Source organism: Sphingomonas sp. Leaf242 (assembly GCF_001422045.1).
Classification (GTDB): Bacteria; Pseudomonadota; Alphaproteobacteria; order Sphingomonadales; family Sphingomonadaceae; genus Sphingomonas.
On the sequence record NZ_LMLW01000009.1, the window covers coordinates 12,296 to 32,199 of the forward strand.

The 19,904-nt window shown below is 66.8% G+C and carries 9 protein-coding genes; 8 read left to right on the forward strand and 1 reads right to left on the reverse strand.

Annotation, left to right across the window (positions count from 1 at the left end; translation table 11 throughout):
• Nucleotides 1-9: 9 nt before the first annotated feature.
• Entirely contained in the window at nucleotides 10-786 is a 777-nt protein-coding gene (locus tag ASF09_RS11370; RefSeq protein ID WP_060526350.1) for a copper homeostasis protein CutC, read from the reverse strand.
• Between the two features lie 376 nt (nucleotides 787-1,162).
• Between ASF09_RS11370 and ASF09_RS11375 the strand changes: the two genes are divergently transcribed.
• The 8 genes from ASF09_RS11375 to ASF09_RS11410 all read left to right on the forward strand — a co-directional run bounded on the left by ASF09_RS11375 (nucleotide 1,163) and on the right by ASF09_RS11410 (nucleotide 19,578).
• Nucleotides 1,163-3,994: a TonB-dependent receptor gene (locus ASF09_RS11375; RefSeq protein WP_060526351.1), complete on the forward strand. Its 2,832-nt coding sequence runs from the start codon at nucleotides 1,163-1,165 to the stop codon at nucleotides 3,992-3,994.
• Between the two features lie 65 nt (nucleotides 3,995-4,059).
• Nucleotides 4,060-6,234: a glycoside hydrolase family 2 protein gene (locus ASF09_RS11380; RefSeq protein WP_060526352.1), complete on the forward strand. Its 2,175-nt coding sequence runs from the start codon at nucleotides 4,060-4,062 to the stop codon at nucleotides 6,232-6,234.
• A complete protein-coding gene (locus ASF09_RS11385) occupies nucleotides 6,231-8,519 on the forward strand; it encodes a beta-N-acetylhexosaminidase (RefSeq protein ID WP_060526353.1) in 2,289 nt (762 codons plus the stop codon). The genes ASF09_RS11380 and ASF09_RS11385 overlap by 4 nt, the downstream gene beginning before the upstream one ends.
• Nucleotides 8,519-11,131, forward strand: a complete 2,613-nt coding sequence (locus tag ASF09_RS11390; protein ID WP_060526354.1) for a beta-mannosidase — start codon at nucleotides 8,519-8,521, stop codon at nucleotides 11,129-11,131. Before ASF09_RS11385 ends, ASF09_RS11390 begins: the two co-directional genes overlap by 1 nt.
• A gap of 191 nt (nucleotides 11,132-11,322) precedes the next feature.
• Entirely contained in the window at nucleotides 11,323-13,854 is a 2,532-nt protein-coding gene (locus ASF09_RS11395) for a glycoside hydrolase family 3 protein (RefSeq protein WP_327196574.1), read from the forward strand.
• On the forward strand, nucleotides 13,851-15,284 hold the full coding sequence (locus tag ASF09_RS11400; RefSeq protein ID WP_060526356.1) for a glycoside hydrolase family 125 protein: 1,434 nt from the start codon (nucleotides 13,851-13,853) through the stop codon (nucleotides 15,282-15,284). The genes ASF09_RS11395 and ASF09_RS11400 overlap by 4 nt, the downstream gene beginning before the upstream one ends.
• Nucleotides 15,281-17,590, forward strand: a complete 2,310-nt coding sequence (locus ASF09_RS11405; protein ID WP_060526357.1) for a GH92 family glycosyl hydrolase — start codon at nucleotides 15,281-15,283, stop codon at nucleotides 17,588-17,590. Before ASF09_RS11400 ends, ASF09_RS11405 begins: the two co-directional genes overlap by 4 nt.
• Nucleotides 17,587-19,578: an alpha-L-fucosidase gene (locus ASF09_RS11410; protein WP_060526358.1), complete on the forward strand. Its 1,992-nt coding sequence runs from the start codon at nucleotides 17,587-17,589 to the stop codon at nucleotides 19,576-19,578. The genes ASF09_RS11405 and ASF09_RS11410 overlap by 4 nt, the downstream gene beginning before the upstream one ends.
• The last annotated feature ends 326 nt before the right edge of the window (nucleotides 19,579-19,904 follow it).

Sequence of the window (19,904 nt, forward strand, 5' to 3'; positions counted from 1 at the left end):
TGGTATTGTTCAAGCGGCTTGATGTAACACGTCTGTAAGAACCGCCTTGAGGGCGCGAACGCGGTCGATGTCGGTGCGGCGTCGCCCTGCGGTCGTGAAGCCGAAACGGCGTTCGCGCGCCAGAGCCTCTGCATCGGCAACCTCGTCGAGATCGGATGCAATCGTACCGCACGAGGCGTGGATCTCGACGATCCCGACATCGAGAAACGCCGCGACATTGTCTGCGTCGATGCCGCTTCCCGCGAGGATGGCGATCCGCCCGCCTGCGCGGCGCTGCAAGGTGGCGAGCATATCGAGGCCGTCGATCGCCTTCGGTGCGCCGCCGGACGTCAACACACGGTCGAACCCGAGCGCGATCGCGGCGTCGAGCGCGGCAGGCATGTCGGTGCACAGATCGATCGCGCGGTGGAGCGTCAGTGATAGTGGCGCGCGCCGCGCTGTGCCTGCCGATCGGGCATGCGCGACCAATGACGCCAGCGTTTCGGTGTCGAGCCTGTGATCTGTGTGGGTGGCACCGATGACGACGCCGGCAAGACCGGCTTCGGCTGCCGCGGTGATGTCGCCGGCGATCATCGCCAGCTCGCGCGCGGTATAGTGGAACCCGCCTTCGCGCGGTCTGGCGAGCAAATGGACCGGAATTGGCGCGCTTGCTGCCGCAGCGATCAGCGAAGGTGACGGCGTCAGGCCGCCTAGCGCCAGCGCGGCGCAGAGTTCGACCCGATCGGCGCCTCCGGCAATGGCGGCGTCCAATCCCGCGATATCGTCGACGCATATCTCCAGCGTCATGGATGCCCTCCCGATCGTCGTAATTATATTACGTTTGGCCGATCGAATCGCCGGGTTCAATCCCGAACCGCGAGTTTCTTGTAAGAAGTGGTATTACAAGAACTTGGCACCGCAGGCGCGCACGTGTGTCAAAACGATACGGCGGAATCCGCTAGGCTATTGATACGGCTATATATTATACGATCGCGTGGTTGGTGTCCTGGAGTGGTAACCAAACTGTAATTTCCGATGGATTCTGAAAATGAATTGGTTATACATTACGCCTGCCGGCCCACTCAAAGAGTAACCAAAACAGTACCAGGTGGCAGGTGATCGAAGCGACGCCGACAGCGTCGGGGGAAGGCGCTGCGGCGTCGATTAGGAAGGGGTTTCGACAATGATTTTCCGGAAGCAGATTTTGTTGGCGTCGAGCGCAGCGGTATGCGTCGCGATCATTCCAGCGGCGTTCGCGCAGACCGATCCCGCGCCGTCGGCGACGCCGGTCGCACAGGATGCCGCCCCGTCGGCAACCCAGTCGCCCGCGCCATCAGTCGCGGCCCCATCCGCGCCATCCTCCGCAACCGGCGACGATATCGTCGTCACCGGCATCCGCGGCAGCCTGCGCAGCGCGATCGCGGTCAAGCGCAACGCCAACGCGGTCGTCGACGTGATCTCCGCCGAGGACATCGGCAAGTTCCCCGATCGCAACGTCGCAGAGTCGCTCTCGCATATCCCCGGCGTCAGCATCGATCGTCGCTTCGGCGAGGGCGAGAAGGTCGCGATCCTCGGTACCGATCCGGCACTGAACCGCATGCTGCTCGACGGCCACGGGCTCGCGTCGGCCGATTGGGGCGGCAACGACAACGATCCGTCGAGCCGCACCTTCAACTATTCGCTGCTCGCCCCCGAGCTCGTCGATCGCCTCGAGGTCTACAAGTCGCCCGAGCCGCGCATCGAGGAAGGCAGCCTCGGCGGCACCGTCATCGTCCGCACCCGCCGTCCGCTCGACCTGAAGGCCAATGCGGTCTTCGGCTCGGGCGGCTACACGTACAACGACCGGTCCGATAAGGGCAATTTCCGCGGCTCGGGCCTGTACAGCTGGAAGAACAAGGACGAGACGTTCGGCTTCCTCGTCGCGGCCACCTACGACAAGCAGAGCCTGACGCGCGCCGGCGTCGAGTTCTTCGGCTACGACAACGTCGCGCCGAACGCCGACGGCACCTACAACAGCCCGTTCGTCAACCGCGCCGCCGATGGCACGCTGAGCCTCAAGAGCCCCGGCGCGACGATCACCGGGGGGACGATTGCGGACCTCTACAAGGCGGCGTCGCCGTTCGGCATCAACTACGCCTATTTCCAGCAGACCCGCGAGCGCAAGAGCGTGTCGGGTACGGTCCAGTATCGGCCGACGTCAGATCTGACGCTCACGCTCAACGGCCTGCACATCAACGGCAACTACAACAACTACAGCCAGTCGATGTACACGATCCCGGGTGCGTGGACCGGCGACGTGCTGCAATCGGCGAACATCAGCAACGGCGTCGTCAACGCCGCCTCGTTCGGCGCGGCGACCAACCAGGGCTCGCAGCTCGACACGCTGGTGCGCAAGACCAAGCTGAAGACCGACAACCTCAACTTCTTCGCCGACTACGAAGGCGACGGTGGCGCCAAGATCTCGTTCGCGGGTGGCTGGAGCAAGGCGAGCGGCGGGCGCGATCCCGAATATCTGTTCAACGTGCAGACCAAGCTGCCGTACAGCTATGCGTTCACCAACAACACCGCGACGGTGAACTTCGTCGGCGATCAGACCAACCCGGCGAATTATTTCACCAACCCGAACAACAACCCGGCGCAGATCGAAGGGCGCCCGGTGATCGTCAACGGCGCGCAGCTGAACGCGGCGCAGATCGGTGGGCAGGACTTCAGCATCACCACCGATCGCGACATCTTCGGCGGCTATGACGCGACCATCCCGGTCGAGTTCGGACCGTTCAAGGAGATCCTGCTCGGCAGCCGCGCGACCGACCATATCAACCAGATCGACGCGCGGGGTATCAACACGTACCTCCAGTCGTCGCAGACCATCGCCCAGCTCGGTGCGCCGGCGCTCGTCACGCCGAACGGCACGTTCGACGGCAGCGGTGGGCTCGGCAACGCGACGCAGTATCTGAACCTGCCGCAGCAGTCGGTGATCGATATCCTGTCGGGCGCGATCAACTCGCCGCTGGTGACCAAGATCGGCGCGTCGACCAAGGTCCACGAGACGGTCATCGCCTCTTATGCGCAGGCCAATTTCGATCAGGGCGGGTTCCGCGGCAATATCGGCGGTCGCGTCGTCTATACCCGCGACGTCTCGAACTACGCGACCACGCCGAGCGCACAGGTCAACCCGCAGCCGGTGCCGACGCGGACCTCGACCGATTACCTGAAGTTCCTGCCGAGCCTCAACATCGCCTATTCGGTCTCGCCGACGGTGATCGTGCGTGGCGCGGTGGCCAAGGTGATCTCGCGGCCGCGCTATCAGGATCTGGCGGCAGCGACCTCGCTCAACGACACGACGCTCGATGGCAATGGCGGCAATCCGAACCTGAAGCCGTATGAATCGACCAACTACGAACTGACCGCGGAATGGTATCCGCGTTCGGGCACGCTGCTGGCGGTCGAGCTGTTCCGTCGCGACATCAAGAACTACATCATCAGCTTCCGCCAGAACGTCGATTTCTTCAACGCGCTGCAGAACCGCATCACGACCTACAACGTCAGCCAGCCGATCAACGGCGCCAAGGCCAAGGTCAACGGCGTGCTGGTATCGGGCCAGACCGAGATCTGGGGCGGGTTCGGCATCCAGGCGAACTATTCGTACCAGGACAGCGACACCTCGTCGGTCGACGTCAGCGGTGCGGCGCTCAACCTGCCGTATCTGTCGAAGCACACCGTCAACGTGATCCCGTATTTCGAGAGCGGACCGTTTCAGGCCCGCCTGAGCTACAACTACCGCACCGCGTATTTCCGGACGATCGGTCGTCTCGGCTCGCGCGAGATGGTGGCGCCGTACAACCAGCTCGATTTCTCGGCCGGGTTCAACGTGACGCCGGCGGTGACGCTGTCGGTCAACGCGCAGAACCTGCTCGACGAGACGTATCTCCAGTATAACGCGACGCCGGATCGTCCGACCGCGTTCTACAAGAATGGCCGGACGTTCGCGGCATCGCTGTCGTTCAGGATGTAGAATACACGGGTGGTGCGCCGGCATCGGTGCACCACCCAGCGCCAACGGAGGCACGATATCGCCGCATGACATCGGAATGGATCAAGGCAGTGCGCAAGCGGATGGGGAATCTCGGTGTCCTGTCCGCGTTTCTCGTTCCGATGGGTCTGGCGACGCCGGCCGCGGCCGAGCGGATCGATCTGGATGCGGGGTGGACGTTCTGGCTGGCAAAGGACGCGCCGGCCGATCCGGCGTGGCTGAAGACAGATCCCGCGAAGGTCGAAAGCGTCAGCGTCCCGCATAGCTGGCCGCTGTCGCGCGGTGCCAATTCCGAAGGCGTCGGCTGGTACGCGCGGACGCTGGTGGTGCCCGAGGCGATCGTCGGCAAGCATCTCGAACTGCATTTCGACGCGGTGTTCTACGCGGCGCGCGTCTGGGTGAACGGGACGCTCGTCGGTCGCCACGAAGGCGGGCATACCGCGTTCGATATCGACGTGTCGAAGGTGTTGAAACCCGGCGCGAACCGGATCGTCGTCGCCGCCGACGACCGGCCCGGGTTCGTGACGATTCCAGGCTATGCGATGCGCCTCCAAGGCTCGGGGAACGTCTGGTATGATTGGTGGCACAGCGGCGGGATCACGCGCGACGTGTCGCTGCGGATCGCCGAGGGCGGGCTGATCCGCCGCCAGCGGATCCGGCAAGTCCTGAGGGCCGACAGCGCGACCGTCACGAGCGGCGTCGCGATCGAGAATGTCGATGCCAAGCCGCACACCTATTCCCTGACGTCCGTCGCGATCGATCCCGCTGGTCGCGAGGTCGCGCGCTGTGAAAAGAGCGTGACGGTGGCCGCGTCTGCCGCCGCGACGCCCGACGCCGCGCTGACGATCACGAAGCCGCAACTGTGGCAGATCGGCGCGGGCAAGCTCTACCGGATCGTCGCCGAACTGCGCGACGAGAAGGGCGTGATGCTCGACCGGCGCGAGGACACCGTCGGTCTGCGCACGCTCGCGCTCCGTGACCGGAAACTCTACGTCAACGGCGTCGCGGTGCGGCTGACCGGGGTGACGCGGCATGAGGATTCGCCGTGGGAAGGTGCCGCGGAAACGCGCGGCACGATCCTCCACGACATGCGCGATCTGAACGCATTGCACGTCACGCTGACGCGGCCGGTGCATTACCCGCAGCCGCAGAGCGTGTTCGATGCCGCCGACCGCGCGGGGATGCTCCTCGTTCCCGAAATTCCGATCTGGCAGATGACCGCGGCGCAGCTGGGCGATCCCCGGCTGCTGGTGCGTGCCAAGGCGATGATGGCCGAGATGATCGCCGAAAGCGGCAATCATCCGAGCGTGCTTGCGTGGAGCGTGATGAACGAGAGCGAGGCCGCGACGCCGCAGGGGCTCGCGTTCGTGAAGGCGATGAAGGCGCATATCAAGGCAATCGATCCGGGCCGGTTCGTGACGTTCGCGGATTCGCAGATCGCGGAGCGCGCCGTACGCGTACCCGCCCTGGTCGAGGCGGACTTCGTGATGGCGAACGCCTATTTCGGGACCTGGAGCGGCGGTGCGGACAAAGTCGGGCCGTGGCTCGACGCGTTCGACAAGGCGTATCCCGACCGGATGCTGGTGATCTCCGAATTCGGCTGGCCGGGGCCGTTCTCGCACGATTCCGCGAGCGCGGACGTCGCGCGCACCGAAAACCTCAAGGACCAGCTCGCGGCGTTCGCGACGCGGCCCTGGGTCGGTGGCGCGATCTTCTGGAGCTATGCGGACTATCGCTCGAACAAGAACCTCTTCGCCGGCATGGCCGATGGCTATGTCGATCACGGCCTCGTCGATGCCGATCGCCAGCGCCGCCCGAGCTATTTCGCGTGGGAAGCCGCCAACCGCGACGTCTCCGCGAAGGTCGACCTGACGATGGCGGGCGAAACGCCGACCGGCTTCACCGCGACCGTGATGGGCGCTGCGAAGGCTGCGTTGCCCTCCTATCCGCTGGTCGGCGCGCGGCTGCACTGGCGCGCGATCGGCGGCGATCGCGTCGTGCTCGGCGAGGGCGAACAGGCGCTTCCGGTCATCGCCCCCGGCGGCACCGCGACGGTGTCCGCGGCTTGGGCCGGTCGTCTTACGCCCGTCACTGTGACCGTCGATATCCTCACCGCGGAGGGTGCGCGCGCAGGCGGCGTCGTCCGCGACTACGAACCGTTCAAGGCCGGCTCCGCCGTCTATCCACCCGATCCAGCGCAATTGCCGAAGGACCCTAAATGATCCGTTTCCGCCCTCTGGTGCTCGCGCTGCTGATGTCCTCGACCGCGGCGGTGGCCGAAGGGCCTAAGCTGATTCCGATGCCCGCCTCGATCGAGACACACGCCGGCACGTTGACGATCGGCGAAGGTGCCGGGATCGTCGCGAGCGATGGAGGCGCGAAGACCGCGGCCAAGCTGCTCGCGCAACAGGTCAAGGTCGTGCGTGGGCTCTCGCTCGCAAGCGACGCCGGTACCGGCCCGATCCGCTTCGTGCGCGACGCGAGCGTGGCGGGTGACGAGGCCTATACGCTGACCGTCGATGCGAAGGGCGTGACGATCGCGGCGAGCGGCGATGCGGGCCTCGTCCACGGCGCGATGACGCTGGCGCAGTTGCTCAGCCCCGATGCGGCGGTCGGCAAGCCAGTGACGCTGGCGGCGATGACGATCCGCGATGCGCCGCGTTTCAAGTGGCGCGGGCTGATGATCGATCCGGCGCGGCATTTCGTGCCGATGCCGACGTTGTACGCTATGGTCGATCAGCTCGCCGCGCAGAAGATGAACGTGTTGCATCTCCATCTGACCGACGATCAGGGCTGGCGCGTCGAGATCAAGCGCTATCCCGACCTGACCCGGATCGGCGCGTGGCGGACACCGCCGTCTGCGGGTGGTGCGCCGGGCGAGAAGGTCGGCGGGTTCTACACGCAGGCCGAGCTGAAGGCGCTGGTCGCCTATGCGCAGGAGCGCGCGATCACGATCATGCCCGAGATCGACCTGCCCGGTCATGCGCAGGCGGCGGTCGCGTCGTATCCGGCCGAAGTCGGCGTGCTCGGCGATCGGCCTGCGGTCGGTCACGACTGGGGCGTGAACCCGTGGCTGTTCAGCCCGGAGGATCGCAGCATGACCTTCATCAAGCACGTGCTCGACGAGCTGATGGAGGTGTTCCCGTCGCAGTTCATCCATCTCGGCGGGGACGAGGCGGTCAAGGACCAGTGGGAGCGCTCGCCCGCGGTGCAGGCGAAGATGAAGGCGCTCGGGCTGAAGACCGAGATGCAGATGCAGAGCTGGATGATCGACCAGCTCGGCGAGTATCTGGCGAAGCACGGCCGCCGGCTGATCGGCTGGGACGAGATCCTCGAGGGTGGCTTGCCGCCATCGGCCTCGGTGATGTCGTGGCGTGGCGAGAAGGGGGCCGTCGATGCGGCGAACCAGGGGCATGACGTCGTGCTGAGCCCGGCGCCGATAATGTATCTCGACAGCCTGCAGAGCAATCGCAGCGACGAGCCGCCAGGCCGCATCGCGAACGGCGATGCGATCGTGCCGCTCGCCCGGCTGTATGCGTACGAGCCCGAGCCGGCGGGGGTGGCGCCCGACAAGATGAAGCATGTGCTGGGCGCGCAGATCAACGCGTGGAGCGAGTATCTCGTGACACCCGAGCAGGTCGAACACGCGGTCTTCCCGCGGCTGTCGGCGCTTGCCGAGCGGACCTGGTCGCCGAAATCCGCGCGTAATTTCGATGACTTCGTGGCGCGGCTCGAGCCGCAGATGGGCCGCTATGCCCGCGCTGGTATCGCCGCGGCGGACAGCGCGTTCGCGGTCGACTTCGCGATTCAGGGCACGCGCGGCGATGCGCTGCGCCGCGGCAAGGTGCCCGTGACGCTCGCGACGCAGACGGGCTACGGCACGATCCGCTACACGCTCGACGGCAAGGCGCCGACCGCGCGATCGAAGGCCTATGCCACGCCGTTGTCGGTGAAGCCGGGCGTCACCATCCGCGCCGCCGCCTTCACCAGCGATGGTCGCCCGACCGCGGAGCCGCGTCTGTTCGAGACGAGCCGGGTCGCGCTGCTGCGCCGGTCGAGCTCGGAACTGGTCGCGTGCCCCGATGGCGCAATCGGGCTGCGCGTGCCGCTGACGTCGGAGGCGACGGGGAATACGCCGGTATTCAACGTCAACATCTTCGACACGTGCACGATGTATCCCGCCGCACCGCTGGATGTGGCGCGCAGCTTCACCGTCGATGTCGCGCGGTTGCCGCGGCATTACGGGCTGGCGCATGACGAGAAGGCGTTGCGGCGGCATTACGCGGTGACGACGCACGGCGAGCTCGTGGTCCGCACCGGCGGCTGCACTGGCACGATCGCGGCGACCTTCCCGCTACCGAACCCGGCGACGAGTCCGAACCGCATGAGCTTCCGCGGCACGCTGCCCGAGGGGAAGGGCGATGCGGATATCTGCCTGTTGTTCACGGCGTCGATGGAGTCGCCGTTCTACGCGGTCGAATCGATGCAGCTGTCGGAGAAGAAGTGATGCGGCGCACGGCTCTTCTGCTGCTCGCCGCGATCGCTGCGACGCCCGCCTGGGCGGCACCCCGCACGAGCGTCGTGCTCGACAAGGGCTGGTCGATGCGGATCGACCCGACCGATACCGCTGCGGCCAAGGCGCATCCGAAGGCGGCCCGCTGGCTCCGCGCGACCGTGCCGGGCAGTGCGCAGACCGACCTGATGGCCGCGAAGATCGTCCCCGATCCCTACAAGGGCCTGAACGAGGCGAAGATCCAGTGGGTGGGTCTGACCGACTGGCAATATCACACCGTCGTGCGGGCGACGCCCGAACTGCTGGCGCGCGATCATATCGACCTGGTGTTCGACGGGCTGGATACCTTCGCCGAGGTGCGGTTGAACGGGACCAAGCTGCTGGCGGCGGACAATGCGCATCGGCGCTGGCGCGTACCGGTCAAGGCGGTGCTGAAGCCGGGGGCGAACGAGTTGCTCGTCACGTTCCGCTCGCCGATCCGCACGTTGCAGCCGATGGTGCTGAAGGCGAAGAACCCGCTGCCCGGCGAATATGATTCGATCTACGGCGACGAGCCGATGGGCAAGCAGACCTCGCCCTATATCCGCAAGCCGAAGTATCAGTATGGCTGGGACTGGGGCCCGCGGATCGTCACGCAGGGGATCTGGCGTCCGGCGCGGATCGAGGCGTGGGACGACGCGCGGATCGAGGCGTTTCGCGTGACGCAGGAAGCGCTGACCAAGTCCGAAGCGCGGCTGTCCGCGGAACTCGACGTGGTGGCGGGCCAGGAGCGGCCGGTCACGGTGCAGGTCGCGGTCACTGGCCCCGACGGCCAAGTCACGCAGGCGGCGCGGACCGTCACCGTCGCGGCGGGCGCAAGCCACGTCGCGGTACCTGTGAGCGTCGTCAACCCACAGCGCTGGTTCCCCGCGGGATACGGTGCGCAACCGCTCTACACCGTGAAGGCGACGCTGACCGACGGAACCGCGACGATCGATACCGCGCAGCGCCGCACCGGCCTGCGCACCGTCGAACTGCGTCGCGACAAGGACGCGCAGGGGCGGGGATTCGCGTTCGTTGTCAACGGCATCCCGGTGTTCGCCAAGGGCGCGAACCTGATTCCGTTCGACATGTTTCCCGCGCGCGTGCCCGAGAGCCAGATCCGCACCGTCATGGCCGGCGCGCGCGACGCCAACATGAACATGATCCGCGTGTGGGGCGGTGGCTATTATCTCGACGACGCGTTCTACGATCTCGCCGACCAGATGGGCTTGATGGTGTGGCAGGACTTCATGTTCGGCGGCGCCGTCACGCCGCCCGACCGCGAATTCCGCGAGACCGTCCGCATCGAAGCGGAGGAACAGGTCGACCGGCTCCAGGCGCATCCCTCGATCGTGCTGTGGTCGGGCAATAACGAGGTGCTCAGCGGCTGGGCCAACTGGTCCGACCGGATCGCCTTCAAGAAGGCGGTCGGCGCGGACGAGCAGGAGCGGATCGGCGTCGGCATGGCGGTGATCTTCGACCGCGTGCTGCGCGATGCCGCCGAACGCCGCGATCCCGATGCGGTCTATTGGCCGGGTTCGCCGAGCAACAATTACGAGGACAAGCCCGACATCGATTCCGATGGCGACCGGCATTACTGGGACGTCTGGGGCGGCAAGAAGCCGGTCGAGGCGTATCTCGACAGCTGCCCGCGCTTCATGTCCGAATACGGCCTGCAATCGATGCCCGAGATGAAGACGATCCGGACGTTTGCGACCGACGCCGACTTCTCGCCGACCTCGCCGGTGATGAAGGCGCACCAGAAGTTCCTGAAGGGCGAGGGCAACGACCGGCTGCTGTTCTACATCCGCGAGAAATACCGCGAGCCGCGCGACTTCGCCGAGTTCGTGTATCTGAGCCAGGTTATGCAGGCCGAGGGGATCGAACTCGCCGCGCTGCATCATCGTGCATGCCGACCGGTGACGATGGGGTCGCTGTTCTGGCAGATCAACGACGTCTGGCCGGGCGCGTCATGGGCCAGCATCGATTATTATGGTCGCTGGAAGGCGCTGCAATTCCGCGCCCGGCATTTCTACGCGCCGCTGGCGATCGCCGCCGAGCGCAAGGACGGGTCGACCAAGGTGAGCCTGATCTCCGACGCGATGGTGCCGACCGAGGCGAAGTGGCGGGTGCGGACGCTCGATGTCGACGGGAAGGTCATCGCGACGCGCGAGGAGGCTGCGACGTTGGCGCCGTTGTCCGCAACGGCGGTGGCGACGCTGCCCGATGCGATGCTGTTCGCGGGCGGAGATCCGGCGCGGACGATCGCGGTGGCGGAGTTGCTGGTGGGTGACCGCGTAACGTCGCGCGTGCTGCTGTCGGCGGCGCCCAAGACGATGACGCTCCCCGATCCGGGACTCGCCGCGACGTGGGACGGCGATCGACTGACGCTGACTGCCACCAAGCTGGCGCGCGCAGTGTGGCTCGATTTTGGCACGGTCGAGGCGACGCCGTCGGACAATACGTTCGATCTGCTGCCGGGGGAGAGTGTTACGGTGACTGTTGCTTCGAAGGCGTCGGCTGCGGCGCTGCGGCGTGCCTTGTCGGTCCGGACACTGGCCGGTGTAGCGGCGGTGAAGTCGTGATGCGCGACCACGCCACCACCGCCTCGTCGGCCCAGAGAGTGCGCGAGCATACCACCCCGCCGTCATCCCAGCGAAAGCTGGGATCCAGAGTTACGGACGCCGCCGCTCGTGGCTCTGGATCCTGGGTCGAGCCCAGGATGACGGATGGGGGGAGGGGGCGCCTCTGGGCCAGGTTTGCCCGGCTCGCCTTCGTGCCGGGCCTGCTGCTCGCGTCTTCGGCGCTTGCGCAGACCGTCGATCCGGCTGTGAAGAGCATGACGCTCGACGAGAAGGCGGCGCAGCTGCAGAGCGTCGCGCCGGCGATCCCGCGGCTGAATTTGCCCGCCTATGATTACTGGAACGAGGGGCTGCACGGGCTCGCGCGCAACGGCGTGGCGACGGTGTTTCCGCAGGCGATCGGTCTCGCCGCGACGTGGGACGAGGCGCTGCTCCGGCGCGTCGGCGATGTCGTGTCGACCGAGGCGCGCGCGAAGTCGAACGCGCTGCCGGCGGGGGACCGCGAACGCTATCAGGGGCTGACGATCTGGTCGCCCAACATCAACATCTTCCGCGATCCGCGCTGGGGTCGTGGGCAGGAGACCTATGGCGAGGACCCGTATCTGACGGGGCGGCTCGGCGTCGCGTTCATCGGCGGGTTGCAGGGGCCGGACCTTGCGCACCCGAAGGTCATCGCCACGCCGAAGCATCTCGCCGCGCATAGCGGGCCGGAGGCGGGGCGCGACGGGTTCGATGTCGATATCTCGCCGCATGATCGCGAGGCGACGTTCCTGCCTGCGTTCCGGCTTGCGCTGACCGAGGGCAAGGCGCTGTCGACGATGTGCGCGTACAACGCGATCCACGGCGTGCCGGTGTGCGCGTCGGAGCCGTTGCTGACCGAGACGGTGCGGAAGCAATGGGGCTTCAAGGGGCTGATCGTGTCCGACTGCGATGCGGTAGGGAATATCTCGAACTACCATTATTATCGGCCCGACACTGCGAGCGGATCGGCGGCGGCGATTTCCGCTGGCATGGATTTCAATTGCGGGCGGACCTACGCCGCGCTCGGCGATGCGGTGCGGCGGGGGCTGGTGCCCGAGGCGACGCTTGACGCGAGCCTGACGCGGACGTTCGCGGTGCGGCGGATGCTCGGCGGCGCGTTCGGGGCGACCAGCCCTTGGGACAAGATCAAGCCGACCGAGTTCGACACGCCTGCGCACCGCGCGCTGGCGCTGGAGGCGGCGCGGAAGGCGATGGTACTGGTCCAGAACAACGGCGTGCTGCCGCTGAAACCCTCGGCGAAGATCGCGGTGATCGGGCCGAATGCCGACAGCGTCGATGTGCTTGAGGCGAACTATCACGGTACCGCGGCGGCGCCGATCACGCCGTTGGCGGCGCTGCGGACGTCATTTGCGGGCGTGCGGTACGCGCAAGGGTCGAGCATCGCCGAGGGCGTGCCCGTGCCGGTGCCCGACACCGCGCTGTCACTGCGCGGCGAGTATTTCCGGGGGAGCGATTTCACGGGTACGTCGGTGGTGCGCGCCGACCGGCTGATCGACTTCGACTGGGATCGCACCGCGCCTGCGCCGGGGATCGATCCGGCCGCGTTCTCGGTGCGCTGGACCGGCACGATCACCGCGCCGGCGGCGGGCGACTATGTGTTCCGGCTCGACGTGCCGCGCTGTTTCGACTGCAAGGGGCATGATCCTGCGCGGTTGTGGATCGACGACAAGCCGGTCGCGGACGACGATGGCAGCGGCAAGAATGTCGAGGCGGCGGTGACGCTGACCGCGGGCCCACATGCGATCCGCGTCGAACTCGCACATAGCGGCGAGGATCAGGGGCTGCGGCTGACCTGGACCGCGCCTGCCGATGCGCAGGTCGCCGAGGCGGTTGCGTCCGCCAAGGATGCCGATGCGATCGTCGCGTTCGTCGGGCTGTCGCCCGCGGTCGAGGGCGAGGCGTTGCAGATCGAGGTGGCCGGGTTCTCAGGCGGCGATCGGACGGATATCGGGTTGCCCGCCGCGCAGGTGCGGCTGCTGGAAGCGGCCAAGGCGACCGGCAAGCCGCTGGTGGTCGTGCTGATGACCGGCAGCGCGGTCGCGATGACCTGGGCGAAGGCGCATGCCGACGCGATCCTGGTCGGCTGGTATCCGGGGCAGGCTGGCGGGCAGGCGATCGCCGATACGCTGGTTGGCAGGAGCAATCCGGGCGGGCGACTGCCGGTGACGTTTTACGCGAAGACGCGCGATCTGCCCGCGTTCATCGACTACAATATGCGCGAGCGGACCTATCGATACTTCACCGGCACGCCGCTCTGGGGTTTCGGGCACGGGATGAGCTACACGCAGTTCGCTTATGCGGCGCCGAAACCCGCGCGCAGCACGATCGCGGCGGGGGAGAGCTTCACCGTCGAGGTGCCGGTGCGCAATACCGGCAAGGTTGCTGGCGACGAGGTGGTGCAGGCGTATCTCGTGCCGCCCGAGCCGGCCGTAAAGCCGCGCTTCAACGATCCCGTCCTCCAGCGTCAGCTCGTCGGGTTCAGGCGCCAGACAGTGAAGCCGGGCCAGACGGCACGCGTGGCATTTACGATCGATCCTCGCGGCATGAGCAGCGTCGATGCGGCGGGAACGCGCCGTGTCGTACCGGGCGAATACCGGCTGCATATCGGTGGCGGCCAGCCCGGCGACGGACCGGGTGTCGATACCGTCTTCACCGTGACGGGAACGCAGGATTTGCCGAAATGATCGACCGCCGTTCGCTGATTGCCGGTGCTGCGGCACTGGGGCTTGCGGGACCGCTGCGGGCGGCCGCACCGTCGTTCGTCAGCAAGCGCCCGAAGCTTGGCGATCGTCGCTACACCAGTCGCGCGGTCGAGTCGGAGATCGCGCGCGTGTCGGCGAAGATCGGCGATTCCGAACTCGCGTGGATGTTCGGCAATTGCTACCCGAACACGCTCGATACGACGGTGTTCATGGGCGCGGTCGATGGCAATCCCGACGCGTTCGTCATCACCGGCGATATTGACTGCATGTGGCTCCGCGACAGCTCGGCGCAGGTCCATCCGTATTTGCCGCTGGCCAAGCGCGACCCCGCGTTGCGGACGCTGTTCCGCGGGCTGATCGCGCGGCAGGCGCGGTGCATCCTGATCGATCCGTACGCCAACGCGTTCATGCACGACCCCTCGGCGAAGACGAACCTCAGCTGGTCGCTGACCGACGACACGGTGATGAAGCCGGGCGTCGGCGAGCGGAAGTGGGAGGTGGATTCGCTCTGCTACCCGATGTGGATCGCGCACGCCTATTGGCAGGCGACCGGCGACGTCGCGCCGTTCGATGCGCTGTGGGCGGACGGGGCGCGGGCGTCGATCCGGACGTTCCGCGAGCAGCAGCGCAAGGACGGGCCGGGGCCGTATCGCTTCCGCCGGTCGTCACCGATCGTCGGCGAAAGCATGGCGCTCGACGGCTATGGTCCGCCGTCGCGACCGGTCGGGCTAATCCATTGCGGGTTCCGGCCTTCGGACGATGCGTGCGTGCTCCCGTTCCTGATCCCGTCGAACATCTTCGCGGTCCGCGCGCTGCGGCAGCTGGCGGAACTCGCGACGCGGGCTCGGCCCGACGCGGCGCTGGCGGCGGATGCGTCTGCGCTGGCGGACGAGGTCGAGGCGGCGTTGCGGCTCCACGGCATGACCAAGGGTGCGGACGGCCAGCCGGTCTGGGCGTATGAGGTCGATGGCTATGGCAACGCGATCTTCATGGACGACGCCAATGTGCCGAGCCTGTCGGGGCTGGCGTATCTCGGTGCGGTGAAGGCCGACGATCCGCTCTGGCGGCACACCGCGGCGCGCGCCTGGAGCAAGGACAACGCGTATTTCTTCACCGGCAAGGCGGCGGAGGGGATCGGGAGTCCGCATACAGGCTTACGCGAGATCTGGCCGATGTCGATCGTGATGCATGCCCTGAACGCGCTCGAGACGGGTGACGACGCCACCGTCGCGCGGTCGCTCGCCGCGCTGAAGACGACGCATGGCGGCACCGGTTTCATGCACGAATCCTTCAACCAGGACGACGGCGCGAAATTTACCCGCGCCTGGTTCGCCTGGGCGAACGGGCTGTTCGGCGAACTGATCGTCGACATCGCCGCCAAACGTCCCGCCCTTCTCGGAGTCCGCGCATGATCTCCCGCCGTATGCTCCTCGCCGGTAGCGGTGCGCTCGCGCTGACCGCGCGCGCGACGTTTGCCGCCTCGCCGCGCACGACCACCGCGCCCGATCTGTTCGTTGGCACGGGCGGCCACGGCCATACCTATCCGGGCGCGACGTTGCCGTTCGGGATGGTGCAGCTCAGCCCCGATACCGACGTCGAGCGCTGGGATGCGTGTTCGGGCTATCACCGCACCGACACGTCGATCATCGGGTTCAGCCACACGCATCTGTCGGGCACCGGGATCGGCGACATGCTCGACGTGCTGGTGGTGCCGACGCGCGGCCCGGTCCAGCTGACTCCGGGCACGCTCGAGGATCCCGGTGCGGGCTATCGCCAGAGGTTTTCCGATGAGCATGCGGAGCCCGGTTACTACCGTGTTGCCCTGGAAACGGGTGTCCGCGCGGAGCTCACCGTCACCGAGCGGACCGGCATTCAGCGGCATGTCTTCCCGCGCGGCGCGGGGCATGTCCTGATCGATATGTCGCACCTGATCCTCGACGAGTCCGACCGGGGCGTGCTGATCGACGAGGCGTCGCTGGCGATCGACGACAGCGGTACGCTGACCGGCAGCCGTCGCGTGTTCCGCTGGGCCAAGGGCCGCCGCATCCACTTCGCGATGCAGGTGTCGCGCAAGCCCGACCGCATCGTCTTCTACGGCGATGGCGACGTCGCGCAGGCGGACGGCGCACGCGGTGTCGCGGGCAAGCGGGTGAAGGCGGTGCTGCACTATGACGACGCCGGTGCCGCGCCGATCGTGATCCGCACCGGCATCTCCGGGGTCGACGTCGCCGGCGCGCGCGCGAACCTGGCCGCAGAGGCCCGGCACTGGGACTTCGACCGCTACCACGCGCAGGCCGCCAAGCGCTGGGCGCCGGCGCTCGCCGCGGTCACCGTCGAGGGCGGGACGCCGGCGCAGCGCACGATCATGGCAAGCGCGCTGTATCACGCGCAGCTTGCGCCGACGCTGTTCTCCGATGTCGACGGGCGGTATCTCGGCCTCGACAAACAGGTGCACAGGCTGTCGGGCAAGGATCGCGCGTACAGCACCTATTCGATGTGGGACACGTACCGCGCGCTGCATCCGCTGCTGACGTTGATCGAGCCCAAGCGGACCGCCGAACTGGTCGGCGACCTGATCCGCCAGACGCAGCAGAGCCGCTATGGCCCGCCGGTCTGGCCGCTCCAGGGGATCGAAACGGGGTGCATGATCGGCTGGCATTCGGTGTCGGTGATGGCGGAAGCCCGCGCGAAGGGCGTACGCGCCGATTATGCGGCGGCGTGGCCGAACGTGCGTCGGCGTTCGTTCGATTTCACGATGCCGGATCTCGACAACAGCCTCGGGATCGAACCCTATGATACGATCGGCTATGTTCCCGCCGACAAGGTGTTCGAGGGGGTCTCGCGTACGCTCGAATATGCGTATGACGATTACGCCTCGGCGCACCTGGCCGATGCGGCGGGAGCGACCGCCGATGCCGCACGACTGCGCAAGCGCAGCGGCAATTGGCGGAACGTGTTCGACAGCACGATCAACTTCGCACGACCCAAGCGCGAAGACGGGACATGGATCGAACCCTATGATCCCGTCGCGCTCGGCCATTCCGCGACGTGGCGCGACTATACCGAGAGCAATAGCTGGCAGGCGACGTTCCTCAACCAGCACGACGTCTACGGACTGATCGCGGCGATGGGCGGCGATGCGAAGTTCGAGGCCAAGCTCGATGCGTTGTTCACCGCGTCGTCGATCCTGCCGAAGGACGCGCCGCCCGACATCAGCGGGCTGGTCGGGCAATATGCGCACGGCAACGAACCCAGCCATCACGTCGCGTATATGTACGCGTATTGCGGCGCGGCGTGGAAGACGCAAGGCATGGTCCGGCGGCTGCTGACCGAGATGTACAAGGACGCGCCCGACGGCATCATCGGCAACGACGATTGCGGTCAGATGAGCGCGTGGTTCGTGCTGAGCGCGCTCGGGCTGTACCCGGTCGATCCGGTGAGCGCGAACTATGTGCTCGGCTCGCCGCTGTTCGATCGCGCGGAGATGCGCGTCGGCAACGGCAGGACGCTGGTTGTCGAGGCACGCGGCAATGCGCCCGACCGCCCGTACGTCCAGTCGGTGACGTGGAACCGCAAGCCGTGGACGAAGAGCTGGATCGCACATGCCGATATCGTCCGCGGCGGGCGGCTCGTGTTCGAGATGAGCGACAAGCCCAACCGTAATTTTGGCCGCGCGCCTGCCGACCGGCCGCCAGCAACCACCGGAGTTTCGCGATGACGTTAGACCTGAACCGCCGCGCGTTGATCGCCGGCACGCTCGCTACCGCCGCGGCAGGCCGCGTGAACGCCGCTGCCCCGGTCGGTGCGCCAGCCCCGTGGGGCGCGACGCCGAGCGTCCGCCAGCTCGCGTGGCACAAGCGCGAGCGCTACGGCTTCGTCCACTTCACGCTGAACACCTGGACCGACAAGGAATGGGGCTATGGCGACGAAGACCCGAAGCTGTTCGACCCGACCGCGTTCGATCCCGACCAGATCGTCGCGGCGGCGAAAAGCGCGGGGCTGACCGGGCTCGTCCTGACCGCCAAGCATCATGACGGCTTCTGCCTCTGGCCCACAAAGCTCACCGAGCATTGCATCCGCAACAGCCCGTACAAGGGCGGCAAGGGCGATATCGTCCGCGAAATGGGCGACGCGTGCCGGCGCGGCGGGATTTCCTACGGGCTGTATCTGTCGCCGTGGGATCGCAACCGCGCCGATTACGGGAAACCGTCGTACGTCGAGTATTTCCGCGCCCAGCTGACCGATCTCTGCACCAATTACGGCGAGCTGTTCGAAGTGTGGTTCGACGGCGCGAACGGCGGCGACGGCTATTATGGCGGCGCGCGCGAGGCGCGGAAGATCGATGCGCCGAAATATTACAACTGGCCGTCGATCATCGCGCTGGTCCATAAATTGCAGCCGATGGCGTGCACCTTCGATCCGCTCGGTGCGGATATCCGCTGGGTCGGCAACGAGGACGGTCACGCGGGCGATCCGTGCTGGCCGACGATGCCGAACCATCCCTATGTCCAGTCCGAGGGCAATTCGGGCGTGCGCGGTGCGCCGCTCTGGTGGCCGGCGGAGACCAACACGTCGATCCGTCCGGGCTGGTTCTATCATGCCGACGAGGATCTCCAGGTGAAGTCGCCGCAGCGGCTGATGCAGTTCCACGACGAGTCGGTCGGGCGCGGCACCAACATGATGCTCAACCTGCCGCCCGATCGCCGGGGTCTTATTGCGGAGCCCGATCTCGCGTCGTTGAAGTCGTTCGGCGATGCGTTGCGCGCGAGCTTCAAGACCGATCTGGCCAAGGGCGCGGTGGCGAGCGGCCCATCGCGCGGAGCCCGGTTCGCGCCGGCCAATGTGCTCGACGGCAATCGCGAGACGTATTGGAGTACGCCCGATGCGGTGAAGACGCCGTCGCTGGTGCTAGACCTGCCGCCGGGGCGCCGGTTCGACCTGATCCGGATCCGCGAGGCGCTCGACCTCGGTGTGCGCGTGACGAAGTTCGCGATCGATGTGGCGGATGCCAAGGGTGCGTGGCGTGAGGTTGCGGTGCATGAGTGCATCGGGGCGCAACGGATCATCCGCCTGCCCGAGCCGGTGACCGCGCGGCGCGTGCGGCTGCGCATCGTCGAGGCGCCGGCATGCCCGGCGATCACCGAACTCTCGCTGTTCCTGAGCGTCGCGCCGGTCGCGATCGCGGCATCGCAGGCGACGGGTAACAAGATCATCTCGAAGACCGGATGGACGATCGTCAGCGCGATCCAGCACACTCTGGCGATGAAGGCGGGCAAGCCGGATTTCGCGGGCGAGAAATCGCTGGCGGGTGTGGTGAAGCCCGGATTGCCCGGCGCGGAGGCGGTGCTCGACGACGATCTCGCGACCGTCTGGACGACGCCAGCGCCGACCCCGACGAGCATCGTGATGCTGATGATCGACATGGGCAAGGTGGAGCAGGTCGCCGGGTTCAGCCTGACGCCGACGCGCCAAGCGCTGCCCGACGCAGGACCGCCGGGGCGCTACCGCGTCGAGACGAGCGAGGACGGCAGGACCTGGACGCCGGCGGACGAGGGCGAGTTCGGCAACATCGCCTACGCCCGGGCGACGCAGCGCATCACCTTTGCTAAGGCTCGGCAGGCGCGGTACCTAATGCTGGGGTTCACGACGGTGGCGACCGCGCAGCCGAAGATGGCGATTGCAGGGATCGGCGCGTTCCGGCCGTAAGACGGGGCGACTACAAGATAGGCTCCACCCCGGCGAAGGCCTGGGCCCAATTGGGGGACGGTGATAACGGGGGGACGTGCATCGTCATGTCGACCTTGCCAATTGGGCCCCGGCCTCGCCGGGGTGGGCATACTCGATCGAGATACACCTCATTGCCGTCACCCCAGACATGTTCCGGGGTGACGTGGGACAGGGTGGTTTCTCCTCAGCCCCGTCATCCTGACGAAAGTCAGGATCCAGAGCCACAAGCGTGCCGACCGTTACTCTGGATCCTGACTTTCGTCAGGATGACGGAGTTTCGGGATGACAGGGGAGGAGGGCTGTGG